Annotated in this window: 17 protein-coding genes; 13 read left to right on the top strand and 4 right to left on the bottom strand. The window is 64.2% G+C overall.

Annotation, left to right across the window (positions count from 1 at the left end; genetic code table 11):
- Position 1 precedes the first annotated feature (1 nt).
- The 10 genes from K663_RS18455 (at position 2) to K663_RS25105 (ending at position 7,702) form a co-directional block, all read left to right on the top strand.
- Positions 2 to 1,162, top strand: coding sequence for an AAA family ATPase (locus K663_RS18455; RefSeq protein ID WP_062121520.1), 1,161 nt, complete (start codon positions 2 to 4; stop codon positions 1,160 to 1,162).
- The gene (locus tag K663_RS18460; protein ID WP_062121521.1) at positions 1,159 to 2,493 is read left to right on the top strand and encodes a CpaF family protein; all 1,335 of its coding nucleotides are present in this window, start codon (positions 1,159 to 1,161) and stop codon (positions 2,491 to 2,493) included. The genes K663_RS18455 and K663_RS18460 overlap by 4 nt, the downstream gene beginning before the upstream one ends.
- On the top strand, positions 2,487 to 3,389 hold the full coding sequence (locus K663_RS18465) for a type II secretion system F family protein (protein ID WP_062121522.1): 903 nt from the start codon (positions 2,487 to 2,489) through the stop codon (positions 3,387 to 3,389). The genes K663_RS18460 and K663_RS18465 overlap by 7 nt, the downstream gene beginning before the upstream one ends.
- Positions 3,389 to 4,282 (top strand): type II secretion system F family protein, encoded by an 894-nt coding sequence (locus K663_RS18470; protein WP_062121523.1) that lies wholly within the window; start codon positions 3,389 to 3,391, stop codon positions 4,280 to 4,282. The genes K663_RS18465 and K663_RS18470 overlap by 1 nt, the downstream gene beginning before the upstream one ends.
- Positions 4,279 to 4,896 carry a tetratricopeptide repeat protein gene (locus K663_RS18475; RefSeq protein ID WP_062121524.1) on the top strand — a complete coding sequence of 206 codons (618 nt, stop codon included), beginning with the start codon at positions 4,279 to 4,281 and terminating at the stop codon, positions 4,894 to 4,896. The genes K663_RS18470 and K663_RS18475 overlap by 4 nt, the downstream gene beginning before the upstream one ends.
- On the top strand, positions 4,896 to 5,111 hold the full coding sequence (locus K663_RS18480) for a hypothetical protein (protein WP_062121525.1): 216 nt from the start codon (positions 4,896 to 4,898) through the stop codon (positions 5,109 to 5,111). Before K663_RS18475 ends, K663_RS18480 begins: the two co-directional genes overlap by 1 nt.
- Positions 5,108 to 6,865 carry a TadG family pilus assembly protein gene (locus K663_RS18485; protein WP_062121526.1) on the top strand — a complete coding sequence of 586 codons (1,758 nt, stop codon included), beginning with the start codon at positions 5,108 to 5,110 and terminating at the stop codon, positions 6,863 to 6,865. Before K663_RS18480 ends, K663_RS18485 begins: the two co-directional genes overlap by 4 nt.
- A 66-nt stretch (positions 6,866 to 6,931) precedes the next feature.
- Positions 6,932 to 7,114: a Flp family type IVb pilin gene (locus K663_RS18490; protein WP_062121527.1), complete on the top strand. Its 183-nt coding sequence runs from the start codon at positions 6,932 to 6,934 to the stop codon at positions 7,112 to 7,114.
- A 61-nt stretch (positions 7,115 to 7,175) separates the two neighbouring features.
- Positions 7,176 to 7,562, top strand: a complete 387-nt coding sequence (locus K663_RS18495; RefSeq protein ID WP_235589584.1) for a TadE family protein — start codon at positions 7,176 to 7,178, stop codon at positions 7,560 to 7,562.
- A gap of 11 nt (positions 7,563 to 7,573) precedes the next feature.
- Positions 7,574 to 7,702, top strand: coding sequence for a hypothetical protein (locus K663_RS25105; RefSeq protein ID WP_256382209.1), 129 nt, complete (start codon positions 7,574 to 7,576; stop codon positions 7,700 to 7,702).
- Here K663_RS25105 and K663_RS24435 read toward each other — a convergent pair.
- On the bottom strand, positions 7,695 to 7,853 hold the full coding sequence (locus K663_RS24435) for a hypothetical protein (protein ID WP_158511229.1): 159 nt from the start codon (positions 7,851 to 7,853) through the stop codon (positions 7,695 to 7,697). The genes K663_RS25105 and K663_RS24435 overlap by 8 nt on opposite strands.
- A gap of 78 nt (positions 7,854 to 7,931) precedes the next feature.
- Entirely contained in the window at positions 7,932 to 8,492 is a 561-nt protein-coding gene (locus K663_RS18500; protein ID WP_062121662.1) for a CC0125/CC1285 family lipoprotein, read from the bottom strand.
- Positions 8,493 to 8,830: 338 nt separating this feature from the next.
- Here K663_RS18500 and K663_RS18505 point away from each other — a divergent pair, with 338 nt between their 5' ends.
- Together K663_RS18505 and K663_RS18510 are read left to right on the top strand one after the other, a co-directional pair.
- Positions 8,831 to 9,364: a hemerythrin domain-containing protein gene (locus K663_RS18505; protein WP_062121529.1), complete on the top strand. Its 534-nt coding sequence runs from the start codon at positions 8,831 to 8,833 to the stop codon at positions 9,362 to 9,364.
- A gap of 130 nt (positions 9,365 to 9,494) precedes the next feature.
- On the top strand, positions 9,495 to 10,148 hold the full coding sequence (locus K663_RS18510) for a glutathione S-transferase family protein (protein WP_062121530.1): 654 nt from the start codon (positions 9,495 to 9,497) through the stop codon (positions 10,146 to 10,148).
- A 15-nt stretch (positions 10,149 to 10,163) separates the two neighbouring features.
- Here the strand turns inward: K663_RS18510 and hppD are convergent, their stop codons facing one another.
- On the bottom strand, positions 10,164 to 11,201 hold the full coding sequence (gene hppD, locus K663_RS18515) for a 4-hydroxyphenylpyruvate dioxygenase (RefSeq protein WP_145902371.1): 1,038 nt from the start codon (positions 11,199 to 11,201) through the stop codon (positions 10,164 to 10,166).
- A complete protein-coding gene (phhA, locus tag K663_RS18520) occupies positions 11,198 to 12,070 on the bottom strand; it encodes a phenylalanine 4-monooxygenase (RefSeq protein ID WP_062121532.1) in 873 nt (290 codons plus the stop codon). Before phhA ends, hppD begins: the two co-directional genes overlap by 4 nt.
- Before the next feature lie 94 nt (positions 12,071 to 12,164).
- Between phhA and K663_RS18525 the strand changes: the two genes are divergently transcribed.
- Positions 12,165 to 12,635, top strand: a complete 471-nt coding sequence (locus K663_RS18525; protein ID WP_062121663.1) for an Lrp/AsnC family transcriptional regulator — start codon at positions 12,165 to 12,167, stop codon at positions 12,633 to 12,635.
- The last annotated feature ends 10 nt before the right edge of the window (positions 12,636 to 12,645 follow it).

The raw sequence follows: 12,645 nt of genomic DNA on the forward strand, positions 1-12,645 counted from the left end.
CATGAACCGCATCATCCTTTTGTCCATCGACCGCAGCCTGGCCCAGCGCATCGGCGACGCCATGCAGGGCCGCGCAACCGTCGAACTGGTCCAGTCGATCGCGCCGGACATGCTGGACGGGCCATGCGTGATCGTCATGGACCGCGAGGCGATCCCGCCTGAAAGGTCGCTCGCCGCCGCGCTGGGCACCGTGGGGGAGAACGCAGGCGGGCGGCCGATAGTCCTTGTCACCGACGAGACAGGCGCGGACCAGATACTGCATGCCATCCGCTCCGGCGCTGCCGATGTCATCGCGCGCGCCGCAGGGGAAGCGGAGATCGCGGCGATATTGGGCCGGCTGCTCAACCAGTCCGTCGCCGACCATGGCCGTGGAGGCCGCCTGACGCTGGTGCTGGGCGCGGACCCGGAAAGCGCGGCGATGGCGGCCACCGACATGGCGGTAACGCGCGCACGGGCGGGTTCATCGACGCTGCTGATCGACTGCACCATGCCGACCAGCGCCGCCGAAGCCTATCTGGACCTGCCGGTGACATATGGGCTGGCGTCGGCCATTGCCGATATAGAGCGGCTGGACGCGAGCCTGCTGGCCAACACGCTGGCGCGGCATGAGCCGAGCGGGCTGATGCTGCTGACGCTGGACGGTGGTTCGGGGACCGAGCCTGCGGGAATTGCGCCTGCCGACATCGCCGCGCTGATCCGCCTGCTCCGCGCCTGTTGCGGCGATGTGGTGCTGTGCGCAGGAAGCCTGCGGCATAGCGGGCTGCTGCGGACATTGGCGGGGCTGGCCGACCGTATCGAACTGCTCTGCGCCCAGTCGATCCGCGAGATGGAGGCGTGCCGCCGCCTGCTGGAGCGGATGGGTAGCGATGAAACGGTGCTGACCAAGACGCGCCTGCTGGTGTGGGATCACCAGCCCGCCATATTGCTCGACAGCCGTCGCATGGGCGATGTGCTTCAGGCCGGTAGCGTCCTGCCTCTTCCAGTCGATCAGGTACGGGTGCGCAACGCGCTCAATTCGGGCCGACCGCTAGCCATGGAGGGAGGCGCGGACCGTTATATGCGCGCGATCAAGCAAGCCTGCGATGTGGAGGCGCGGCCATCCGCAACCAGCCTCGATCGCCTGCGCCGACTGCTCCAGCGGCCATTGGAGCGGACGGCATGAGCCTGCTTTTCGAGGACAGCCCGTCCCGTGCCCCCACGCGCGCAGCACCGATTGCCCAGCCCGCCACGCAGCGGATGAGCGACAGTTATCAGGCGGTGAAGGCCCAGACTTGCGCCCAGGTGATCGAACAACTGGAAGCGCGCGGCAGCACGGCGGAAAAACTGGGTGCGCGGGCGCTGCGCGAGGAGATCGAGCAGGTGATCGCCAGCCGCAGCAGGCGAGGCCAGCTGGCGCTCAATGCGGCGGAACGTCTGTTGCTGATCGAAGATGTGGAAGATGAGGTCGCGGGGCTTGGCCCGCTCGCGCCGTTGCTGCGCGACCCCGGCGTGGATGACATCATCGTCAACGGACCCGGCACCATCTATGTCGAGCGCGGCGGGCTGCTCGAAAAGGCAGACCGGCGTTTTCGCGACGACGCCCACCTCATGAACATCATCCAGCGCATCGTCGGGCCGATCGGGCGTCGCGTCGATGAGGCCAGCCCCTATGTGGACGCAAGGCTGGCGGACGGATCGCGGGTCAACATCGTCATCCCGCCGGTTGCGCTGGACGGCCCGATGCTGTCGATCCGCAAGTTCCGTATGCAGGCGCTCAAGATCGAGGATTTCATCAACCGGCAGGTGATGAGCGTCGATATGGCCGCCTACCTCGCCGCCGCCGTGCGGTCGCGCCTCAACATCCTGATCTGCGGCGGCACGGGCGCGGGCAAATCGACGTTGCTCAACATGCTGTCCCATTTCATCAGCGACCGGGAAAGGCTGATTACCATAGAGGATGCCGCCGAATTGCAGTTGCGGCAGGATCATGTCGTGCGGCTGGAAACCCGGCCGCCCAATGTCGATGGCAGCCGCGAGATCAGCGCGCGCGAACTGGTGCGCAATGCGCTGCGGATGCGGCCCGACCGCATCATCCTGGGCGAGGTGCGCGGGGTGGAGGTGGTGGAGATGTTGCAGGCCATGTCCACCGGCCATGACGGTTCGATGGCGACGCTGCACGGCAATTCGCCGCGCGACGCCTTTGCCCGGCTGGAAATGCTGCTCGGCTTTGCGGGGTTGCAGAATGACATCCGCGCCATCCGCCGCTTCATCGCCAGCAGCGTGCATCTGGTGGTGCATATCCAGCGCCTGTCCAACGGCAGCCGCCGCATCGTCGGCGTCACCGAGGTTACGGGGATCGAAGGGGAAGCCTATTCCTTCAACGAGCTTTTCAGCTTTCAGGAGCAGCCCGCCATGTCGGGCCTGGGCGAATTCCGCACCCTTTCCCCCCGCCCCCATTTCGCGGCGCGCCTGCGCGATTATGTGCCGGGCGTCATAGGGCGGGCATCATGCTGAAGGGCGTGGCGTTCCTGCTGCTCGCGTTGTTGACGATGATCGCGGCGGCGACGCCTGTGCTGGTGCTGCGGGCGCGCGAGCGGGCACGGCTCAACCGCCGGCTGGCGGCACTCGCGCCCGGCAGCGCGCCTTTGGTCCAACATAGCAAGCGCCTGTCCGCGCCCGGCCTCGCCGCGCCGCTGCTCGCCCGCGCGCAGGTTGAAATCACCACCCGCGCGATCGGCATCTTCGCCGGGGCGATGGCGCTATACATGCTGTTCCTGCTGCTGCTCGGCGGGCCGGTGATGACGATCATACTGCTGCCATTGCCCCCGCTGGCCCTGTTCTGGTGGATCAGGCGGCGTGCGCAGCGGCGGGTCGATGCGCTGGTGGAGGCGCTGCCCTTCTATATCGACGCGGTGCGCCAGATGCAGGCGGTCGGCAGTTCGCTGTCGCAGGCGCTGGAACGATCCCTGCCCGAAGCGCCCGGCATCGTGCGCAGCTATCTGGCTCCGGCCGCCCGCCGCCTTGAACTGGGCGCTCCGGTCAGCGAGGCGATGCAGCAGCTTGCCGACCGGCTGCGCGTTCCCGAAATGTCGATGCTGGCAGCGGCGATACGCACCAATATCCGCTATGGCGGTTCGGTCAGTGCGGTCCTGTCGAACCTGTCGGCGATCCTGCGGGAACGGGTGCGCATCGCGCGCGAACTGAAGGCCGCGACATCGGAGGCCAAGGTCAGTTCCCGCGTGCTGATCGCCATGCCGCTGGTGGCGATGGCGCTGCTGATGGCGTCCAATCCGACTTACGTTGATTTCTTCCTGTCGGATGCGCGGGGGCACCAGATGGCGATCATCGCGGTCGTTTTGCAGGCGGTCGGCATGCTGGTCATGCGCCGCGTCATGCGGTTGGCTTTTTGATGCCCCCGGTCATTTTTCTGTCCTGCCTGATCATGGCCCTGCTTGGCGTCGGCATTGCCGTGGCGGGCGCGCGCATGCTGGTGACCGACCGGCGGCTGGAAGCGCGGCTTGGACGACTGGCGCCCGCCACGGCCGGTTCGGGCAAGGCGGCGATCCGCCTGCCCCGGCTGCTGGGTGCGGAAGGGCGCGATCGGTCCACGCTTGAACGGCAGCTGCAACTGGCAGGCTATCAGGATGCGCGGGCGGTCAATCATTTCCTGTGGCTGCGGCTTGGCGCTACAGGCGCGGCGGCACTGACCATGATGCTGGTCAGCCGCCTTGTCTGGGGTGAATGGCTGGCGCGTCCGTTGCTGGTGTTGATCGCTGCGGGCCTGGTCTTTGTCGGCGCGCGGCAGGTGTTGACGATGATGGCTTCGGCGCGGGCGCGCAGGATCACGGCGGAATTTCCGTTCCTGATCGACCTGATGCTGATGATGCTGGAAAGCGGCGTGTCGCTGGATCAATGTTTCCGCTCCATCGCCCGCGACGAGCAGATTGCCGTGCCGCATCATGGTGCGTTGATCGGCCTGCTGGTCACCGATCTCGATCGGGGCATGCGTTATGAACTGGCGCTCGACCGCTGGGCGGCGCGGGTGGCGGTAAACGGTGCGAAGGAACTGGCCGCGCTGTTCAGTCAGGCGATGTTCCAGGGCATCGAGCTGGCCCCGGCGTTGCGTGAATTTGCGCGCGAATTTACCCAGCGGCGGGTAGCCCGCGCACGCGAGGCAATGGGCGGCATCACGGTGCGGATGGTCGTGTTGATGATCCTGTTCTTCATGCCCGCGCTGTTCATCGTGCTGGGCGGGCCGCCGGTGGTCGCGATCCTCGACACGCTGCGGGCGAGCGCGCAATGATCTGGCTTATCCCCCTGATGCTGGCCGCCGCCCCCGCCGCCGATATGCCGGGATCGACGCGCGGCCTGTACCTGCAACTGATCCATCAGGCGCGGGCCGATGGCCGCCCGCGCGCCGCCATCGCCTATCTCGACGATTTTGACCGCCGCTATCCGGGCGACGTCGATGCGCGCGTGCTGCGGGTGAACGCGCTGCTCGACCTTGGCGATCTGGACGGGGCGGAAGCGGCTGCGGCGGCGCTGCCCGATGGCGGTGGCGGCGCGGTGCGCGGGCACCTACTGGCCGCGCGTGAACGCTGGCCGGAAGCCATCGGCTTTTATCGGCAGGCGGTGGCGGCAAGCCCCGCCGATCCGATGCTGCGCAACGCGCTGGGCTATGCGCAGATGCGCGCGGGTTTTGCCGACGATGCCATCGAAAGCCTGCGCGGCGCTCTGGACCTGGCGCCCGCAGCACCGGTCGTTCGCAACAATCTGATCCTCGCGCTCATGGCTGACGGCCGGGAAATACAGGCCCAAGCCCTGCTGAATCACATTCGCGATGGGCGCGAGCGCGACATGATCCGCCGCCAGATCGTCGCCGAAGCCACCCGCCTGTCCATCAGGAAGGAACGCTGATGCTTTGCCTTTTCCTCCTCGCCTCCACCCCCGTGCCGCCAATGCAGGATGAGGCCCGCCACGTTGTTGAAGCGCAGCTCCGCTCGCCGCCGCGTGAGCCGGGCAGCACTGGCCTGAGCGCGGAAGAGGCGGCGATTGTCCGCACCCGCTATCTGCAATCCATCGGGCAGCGGCCGCCCCGGCCATCGGATCAGGACGGTGTGGCGGGGCAATGACGCACAGGCGCCTTTCTTCCCTCTGGCGCGACAGGCAGGGCGTGGTCGCGCCGATGATCGCCGTGCTGGGCGCTTCGCTGGTCGGAGCGACGGGTTTGGCGCTGGACGCAGGGCTGTATTATACATCGAACCGCGACCTCCGGGCGGCAACCGAAGCGGCCGCGCTGGCGGCTGCCATGTATCCGGCGCAGGCAACGGCGCGCGCGCAGCAAAGCCTTGGCCGTAACGGATATGACCCGGCCATTCTGCAATCGGTCGAACTGGGACGCTATTGCCCCGACGCGCGGCTGACGAGCCAGCAGCGCTTCGACCCCAGCCTTGCCCGTTGTCCCGGCAACGGCGTGGTGAACGCCGTGCGCCTCCGCACGGGCAAGCCCAGCCGCCAGTTCCTGACCCGCGTGCTGGGCGCGGCCAGCCCCATTCCCGACCTTGCCGCCACGGCGACGGCGGCACGTATTGATGAGGCGGGGGTGGGCGTCAGTTCAGGCGTGCTGACTGTCACCAATTCGCTGGTTACGAGCGTGAACGACCTGCTCGGCGCGCTGCTCGGCATTCAGTTGCGGCTGAATAGCGGCGACATCCAGACGCTGATGGACGGCCATGTCGATGCGGGCCGCTTCTTCGACGCGCTGGCGAGCCGGGTCGGGGAAAGCGGCACCTATGATGACCTGACCAACCGCAGCGTGGGATTGCGCGACTTGCTGCTCGCGGCGGCGAGCGCGGCTGACCAACCGGCCACCGCGACAACGCTCACCCTTGTCGCAGGGCTGGTGAGCAACGGCTATTCCGTGCCGTTGCAGGGTCTGTTCGGGCTGGGCGTGTGGAAGAACATGCCGGTCAGCGAGGCGGACGAGCAGCCCGGCCTGCGCGCGGGGCTGAACGCCTATCAGCTTTTCACATTTGCCGTGCAGGCGGGCAATGGCGCCATCGACCTGTCCGACGCCGTCAGCCGGGTTGCGGCGGGCAGCACGGTCAGGATCGCGGCGGTCGCCACCGGCCCCGTGGACAGGCCGCGCTTTTCCTTTGGACCGGCGGGCGAGACGAGCGCCAGCACATCGGCGTTGCGCTTGCAGCTTAATCTGGGGCTGAACCTTTCCATCCTGGGCGTTAGCGTCGATTCCGTGCCGGTCCTGATCGACATCGCAGCCGCGCGCGCAGACATCACCGCCATAGAGTGCGCCAGCACGGCGGAACAGGCCCGCGACAGCCGGGTCAGCGTGCTGGCGAGTTCCGGGCTTGTGAACGCCTATATCGGCCAGGCTCCCGCCAATGCCATGAGCCGCCCGATGCCGCCGTTGTCCGCGAATGACATCGCGCCCGCCCGTATCCTGAACGTCCTGAACCTCGTCACCGCAGACGCCCGCGCGGTCGCGCAGCCGGTGACTGGGAATAGCGGAACGCTGATCTTCGGGCCGGGTGGGCAGGGCACGATCGGCAGGCCGGGAACGCCGGGCAGTCCCGCCAGCATCGGCAACGGATCGCAGACCGGGCCGCTGCTGTCCTCGCTGATCGGCAGCCTGACGGCATCGGACGGGCTTCAGGTGAAGGCGCTGAACCTTTGCGTCTGGCCGCTATGCGACGCCAGCGCGGTGCGTTCGCAATTGCTCGGCGGGATTGTGGCTCCGCTCGGGGGCCTTGCGGGCACGGCGGTCGATCCGCTGCTCGACAATCTGCTCGCCGCGCTCGGCATCCAGCTTGGCCACGCGACTGTGTGGGTGACGGGCGCGCGCTGCGGCGTGCCTGTGCTGATTTAGGAGACAGGCGGCGCGAACACCCTCCGCGCGCCGCCCATTTCGACCGGAGGGATGAGGAGACTGAAGATGATTATTGATGCAGCGCGTAAATTCATCAAGCGTCTGGCGCGTGATGAGCAAGGGCTGACCGCCGTGGAATATGCCGTGCTGGGCGGCGTGATCGTGGCGGGGATCACCGCCCTGGCGGGGACATTCACCAATGGCCTGAGCAGTGCGTTCACCGCGTTGTTCAACAGCGTTTCCCGCTGATCGGATGCCTGCCCTTCAACCAGGGGCTGGCACCCGCCGGGTCCTTGCCTGCGATCGGGGCATGGCGGCGCTGGAGTTCGCCCTGATCGCTCCAGCGCTGCTGATGCTCGTTTTCGCGATCATCATCTATTCCTTCTGGTTTTCGGCGCTGCTGGGCGTCCGCCATGCCGCAGCCGAAGGCGCGCGCGCCGCGATGGCTGGTCTGTCGGCGACGGAGCGGACGACCCTTGCCCGCGCGCGGGCGCAGGCGGTGATCGATGGCTATGGCGCGCTGCTGTCGTCTGGCGGCACGCCGGACATCCAGGCGCAGGCGGACGGGACCGGGCAGTTCAAGGTGCAGGTGCGCTATGATATGAGCGGGTCGCCCATGATGCGCTACGGAGGCTTCATCCCGCTGCCCTCCACGACGCTGGGGGCGAGCGTGGTCGTCACCAACGGCAGCTACTGAACGACAGCATCGTGATGCAATGGATCGTCGATAGCGGGATCGTCGCTATCTGTTCGGACAACATCGCGATTGAAGCGCTCGACCTTATCCTGTCACCCGAACCACCGCCGACCACGCTGCCCATCCACCCATTCAGATAGAGATCGGGTTATCGATATCGGGGTGTCGCGTCAGCGACTCATGATCGGTGAACCACAGCGGCGCGTTGAACTGCCAGGCCGCCTTGCGGGCGCTTTCCTGACGCGTCGCGCATACCCCATGCAGCGTGAAACCGGGCAACTGCTCAATCACCCGGCGGTAGACGCCTGATCACCCAGCCATAATCCGGGTTCGCTCCCGACCCTTCCCACACGCTGTTGCCAAAATGCCCTAGGTCGGACGCGCTATGTTCGGTCCCAGATTTGCAAGGACATCCGCCGCATCGAACGCGCGGACATCATTGGCAGGCTTGGGACCGCGTCCCATGACGATTTCGGCCGACGCCTCATATCGATCGACGGTGCGCACATCGATATTGCTGTCCCAGAACGGATCGCCCCAGAAGGGATCCCAGCTACGCCAGCCAAAGCCGCGCCCATAATAGCGCCACGACGGACCCCAATAGCCGTACAGGCCAGGACCAAAGGGGCGGTCCACATAGGTCCGGCTTTTCCGCTCCGTTCCACGGTCGGCCATCACGAACCAGTCATAACCACGCTGGCGGGTCAGTTCAGCCGCGCGATACAGCAGATAGCGTTCGACGGTGTCGCGCGAGGTCATGCTGTTTCCGGCGAAAGTCACCTTGAAACGGTTGGCTTCCACCTGCTCGTCATAATAGCCGCCGCTCGCCGTCCGCCCTTGGTTCAACGGCTGGTAGGGGGTAGCCGTCGTGCATGCCGTAAGCGCAAGCATGCAGGCGCCTGCCAATGTCCATCCTCTTCCTGCGGTCATTGCCATGGTCTCCTTTTTCCAGTGAGAGGGCGCGACATATCCAGCCAGCACCGATCACCAGCAGCCCGGGTCGAACAGATTTAAGGGGATGAAGGACAACATCGATAAGCCACCTCAATTCCATCTCACATGGTAAGAAGCGGTGCCGTAATCATTTGTTCCTCACTGCGGTGGCCATTGGCGATTCGTGGCATTCGCGCGGGTTGTTTTGCAATCTGGGTTAGTGGCCGTTCGCTTTAAAAGCCGCACCGGGAACCCTCATGTCCTTGCGGCGATTGCTGACTTGCCTGGCCCATGTCCACCGGCATGGGCCAACCAGATCAGCAAAGGAGCATGTCATGTCCGTACTCGACAGGATCGTTGCAGCCGTCACACCGCCCGAAAGCGAACAGGACCGTATAAAGGCCCGGCAAAGAGCCCGCGCGGCGGCGGCGCCTGGAGACTGGCTGGACCAGATCCTGCACCATCATGAGCAGATCGAAGCAGCCTTCGCACAGGCGCAGGCCGCCACCGATGCGCAGAGCCGCACGCAGGCGCAGCGGAAACTCGCCGCCCTGCTGACCGGGCATTCGAGCGCCGAGGAAGCGGTGATCTACCCCCAACTGTCCAGCGGCCACAAAACGCATATGGCCATGGCCTATGAAGAGCAGCAGGCGGCCAAGGTGCAGTTGGCACTGCTCGAAACGCTTGATCCTCTCAGCCAGGATTGGCGTGAGAAGCTGGAACATATTCGCGGAGCTGTCGCCCATCACGTCTATGAAGAGGAAAATGATCGTTTCCTGCACCTGAAGGAAGAACTGCCTCCCCCGGATCAGGACCGAATGACGGCGCGCTATCGCGAGGAAATGTCGCGCTACAACAGCGGACTGTAAAGCAGGCGCCAGCGCCGGTCCCGCCGCGATGTTACCGGCGCTGGCCTTCTGGACATTATACCGGACTGTCGTTCGACATTGACTGGCCGTCGGATTAGGCTCGCGTTCAACCAGTCCGGAGCCGGAAACAATGACCATCACGATCACCGCCTTCGAACAGTCGCCCGACCGCGGTCGTGGTATGGCGCGTGACATGCGGGTCCGCTGGGCGCTTGAGGAAGCAGGCCAACCATACGAAGTACGGCTGCTGTCTTTCGACGCGCTCAAACAACCTGCCTATCGGACGCTACACCCTTTCGGCCAGATCCCGGCTTATCAGGAGGGCGATCTCATCCTGTTCGAATCCGGGGCCATCATATTCCACGTCGCAGAGCGGCATGGCGGGTTGCTGCCCCAAGATGCTGACGCACGCGCGCGAGCGATCAGTTGGATGTTCGCCGCGCTCAACACCGTTGAGCAGCCCATCGTCGAGCGCGAAATCCCCAAATATCTGGAGCGCGACAAAAGCTGGTATGAAGCGCGGATGCCGATGCTTGATGAGCGGGTCGATCACCGGTTGAGCGAGCTTTCCGATCATCTGGGGGACAGTGACTGGCTGGATGGCGCGTTCAGCGCCGGTGACTTGCTGATGGTCACCGTGCTGCGCAGGCTCACAGGATCAGGGCTGCTGGAGCGTTACCCGAACCTCGTCGCCTATATCGCGCGCGGCGAAGCCCGGCCTGCTTATCAGCGTGCCTTCGCCGATCAACTGGCGGTTTTCACGCGCGCACAGCAGACGGGCTGATCGGCGGCATCGACATCAGCCTCGCTCATCCACGGAGATGACGCCGCGCCTGATCTGATCCAGTTCGATACTTTCGAACAATGCCTGGAAATTGCCATTGCCGAAACCTTCATTGCCCTTGCGCTGGATGATTTCGAAAAAGATCGGGCCGAACATATTCTCGGTAAAAATCTGGAGCAATATGCCCTCTTTCTCCGCATCGCCGTCGATCAGGATGCGGTTCTTCTTAAGCCGCTCCAGATCCTCGCCATGGCCGGGCACGCGCTTGTCGACCAGTTCATAATAGGTGTCGATCGTATCCTGCAACCGAACGCCCCGCGCGCGCAGCTTTTCAACCGTGTCGTAAATATCGCCCGTGGTCAGGGCCAGATGCTGGATACCTTCGCCATGATATTGGCGGATGAACTCCTCTATCTGGCTATTGTCATCCTGGCTTTCATTGAGCGGGATGCGGATTGCCCGGTCGGGCGCGATCATCGCCTGGCTGAACAGGCCGGTCGCCTGCCCCTTGATATCGAAATATTTCTGCTCCTCGAAATTGAAGAGCGTGCGGTAGAATTGGCTCCACACCCGCATATGCCCGCGCCGCACATTATGGGTGAGGTGGTCGAGCAGGTCCAGCCCGACACTGTTCGCCGCCTCCGCCTCGCGCCAACCGGGAAATTCCGCCCAGTCGGCATACAGGTCCGCACCGTCCTGAACGAAGTAAAGATAGGAACCGCCAATGCCCTGGATGACCGTGTCATCCTCTTCGGTTGGTTTAGCGCCATGATCGACCGCCCATTTCATCGCTGCAACGGGATCGGCGACGCGAAAGGCCATGGCGCTGGCCGATGGCCCATGCTCCCCGCGAAAGGCGGCGACCCGCCCTGCGTCGTCGCGGTTCAGCATCAGGTTGATACGGCCTTGCTTGTACCGGGTGATGTTCTTCACCGGATGGCGATGCGTCGGCACAAAGCCCAGCCGCCCGAACTGTTCGGCCATCCCGTCTGGATCGGGCGACGTAAATTCGACGAATTCAAAGCCGTTCAGGCCAAGCGGATTGGCGGTCATGCGAGGCATGCTCCTTTCCTGCGTCGGGCATATGCCTGTGTGCCCCGGTTGAAGATTATGTCCTGCGGAAGGACATCTGCCGTCCCTACATCGCTTTCCTGCTGCAATTCCGCGTAGAGCGGCGCGAAATCCATCTCGACCGTCTGCCGCAGCAGATCATCGAAACTGTCGATCACGAAATAGCTCTGCTGATAGTCGTCGATGCGATAATCGGTGCGCATCAACCGCTTGAGGTTGAAGCCGATGCGATTGGGCGACGGATCGTCCAGCGCGAATATCGATTCCCCGTAGGATGACAGGATTCCCGCGCCATAGAGTTTGAGATCTTCGCCCTGCCGGATCAGCCCGAATTCAACCGTGTACCAATAAAGCCGGGCCAGACGATCGATGGCGCCAAGACTGTCGGCGCGAAGGCCGCCCTCGCCATAAGCCTGCATATAATCAGCGAACACCGGATGGGCGAGCAGCGGGACATGGCCGAATACATCGTGGAATACATCCGGCTCCTGAAGATAATCCAGTTGTTCGGGGGTCCGTATAAAGCGCCCCGCCACGAAGCGGCGATTGGCGAGATGCTCGAAGAACAGGCGGTCGGGCACCAGCCCCGGCACCGCCACAACCTGCCAGCCGGTCAGCTTCATCAGCCGCTCGGACAATTCGTCGAAATCGGGAATCCCCGGCTTGGTCATATGAAGGACGCCAAGGCCGTCCATGAACTCCTTGACCGCCCTACTCGGCAGCATCGCTGCCTGACGCGCGAACAGCCGGTCCCACATCGCATGATCCTGCGCCGTATAGGCTGCCCAATCCTGCGGGATCGTCCAGTCCTCAGCGGCTCCTGCCGGACGTTGTGGGGCTGGTTGCGACATGATGAACTTATCGCATGATCTCCGCGAAAAGGGGTTTCAATATGCAGCGAAATCCCGGATTATTCGGCATGATGTAATCGTGATTGGACAAAATATGAAATCCACCAATCAGATCGATGAGATTGACCGCAAAATCCTGTCAGCGCTCCAAAGCGATGCAACCCTTAGTCATGCGGAGCTTGCTGACAGGGTAGGCGCGTCCACCGCCTCCTGCTGGCGCCGCATCAAGGCGCTTGAGGCCGCCGGGATCCTCACCGGCTCCGTGCGCCTCGTCAACCCGGAGAAGATCGACCGTGGCGTGAACGTGCTGTGCAACATTCGCATGCGCAGTCATGCTCGTGACGCGCGACAGGCCTTTGAGGAGTTTGTGAACAGCCGTCCCGAAATCGTCGAATGCTTTTCCATGTCGGGCGAGTGGGACTATCTGCTCCGCATCGTCGTCGCTGATGTCGCCGACTATAATCTGTTCCTGATGCACACGCTGCTGGGGCAAGCCGATGTCGCCAACGCCGCGTCCCATTTCGCCCTGTCGATGACCAAATATACAACCGCCTTGCCGGTCTGACCCCGCAGGT

This window comes from Sphingobium sp. MI1205, assembly GCF_001563285.1.
In the GTDB taxonomy this organism is placed as follows: domain Bacteria; phylum Pseudomonadota; class Alphaproteobacteria; order Sphingomonadales; family Sphingomonadaceae; genus Sphingobium.

Bases quoted from the DNA above. Each gene is read 5' to 3' on its own strand.
- K663_RS18455 (WP_062121520.1), top strand. From the start codon at position 2: ATGAACCGCATCATCCTTTTGTCCATCGACCGCAGCCTGGCCCAGCGC.
- K663_RS18460 (WP_062121521.1), top strand. From the start codon at position 1,159: ATGAGCCTGCTTTTCGAGGACAGCCCGTCCCGTGCCCCCACGCGCGCA.
- K663_RS18465 (WP_062121522.1), top strand. From the start codon at position 2,487: ATGCTGAAGGGCGTGGCGTTCCTGCTGCTCGCGTTGTTGACGATGATC.
- K663_RS18470 (WP_062121523.1), top strand. From the start codon at position 3,389: ATGCCCCCGGTCATTTTTCTGTCCTGCCTGATCATGGCCCTGCTTGGC.
- K663_RS18475 (WP_062121524.1), top strand. From the start codon at position 4,279: ATGATCTGGCTTATCCCCCTGATGCTGGCCGCCGCCCCCGCCGCCGAT.
- K663_RS18480 (WP_062121525.1), top strand. From the start codon at position 4,896: ATGCTTTGCCTTTTCCTCCTCGCCTCCACCCCCGTGCCGCCAATGCAG.
- K663_RS18485 (WP_062121526.1), top strand. From the start codon at position 5,108: ATGACGCACAGGCGCCTTTCTTCCCTCTGGCGCGACAGGCAGGGCGTG.
- K663_RS18490 (WP_062121527.1), top strand. From the start codon at position 6,932: ATGATTATTGATGCAGCGCGTAAATTCATCAAGCGTCTGGCGCGTGAT.
- K663_RS18495 (WP_235589584.1), top strand. From the start codon at position 7,176: ATGGCGGCGCTGGAGTTCGCCCTGATCGCTCCAGCGCTGCTGATGCTC.
- K663_RS18500 (WP_062121662.1), bottom strand. From the start codon at position 8,492: ATGACCGCAGGAAGAGGATGGACATTGGCAGGCGCCTGCATGCTTGCG.
- K663_RS18505 (WP_062121529.1), top strand. From the start codon at position 8,831: ATGTCCGTACTCGACAGGATCGTTGCAGCCGTCACACCGCCCGAAAGC.
- K663_RS18510 (WP_062121530.1), top strand. From the start codon at position 9,495: ATGACCATCACGATCACCGCCTTCGAACAGTCGCCCGACCGCGGTCGT.
- hppD (WP_145902371.1), bottom strand. From the start codon at position 11,201: ATGACCGCCAATCCGCTTGGCCTGAACGGCTTTGAATTCGTCGAATTT.
- phhA (WP_062121532.1), bottom strand. From the start codon at position 12,070: ATGTCGCAACCAGCCCCACAACGTCCGGCAGGAGCCGCTGAGGACTGG.
- K663_RS18525 (WP_062121663.1), top strand. From the start codon at position 12,165: ATGAAATCCACCAATCAGATCGATGAGATTGACCGCAAAATCCTGTCA.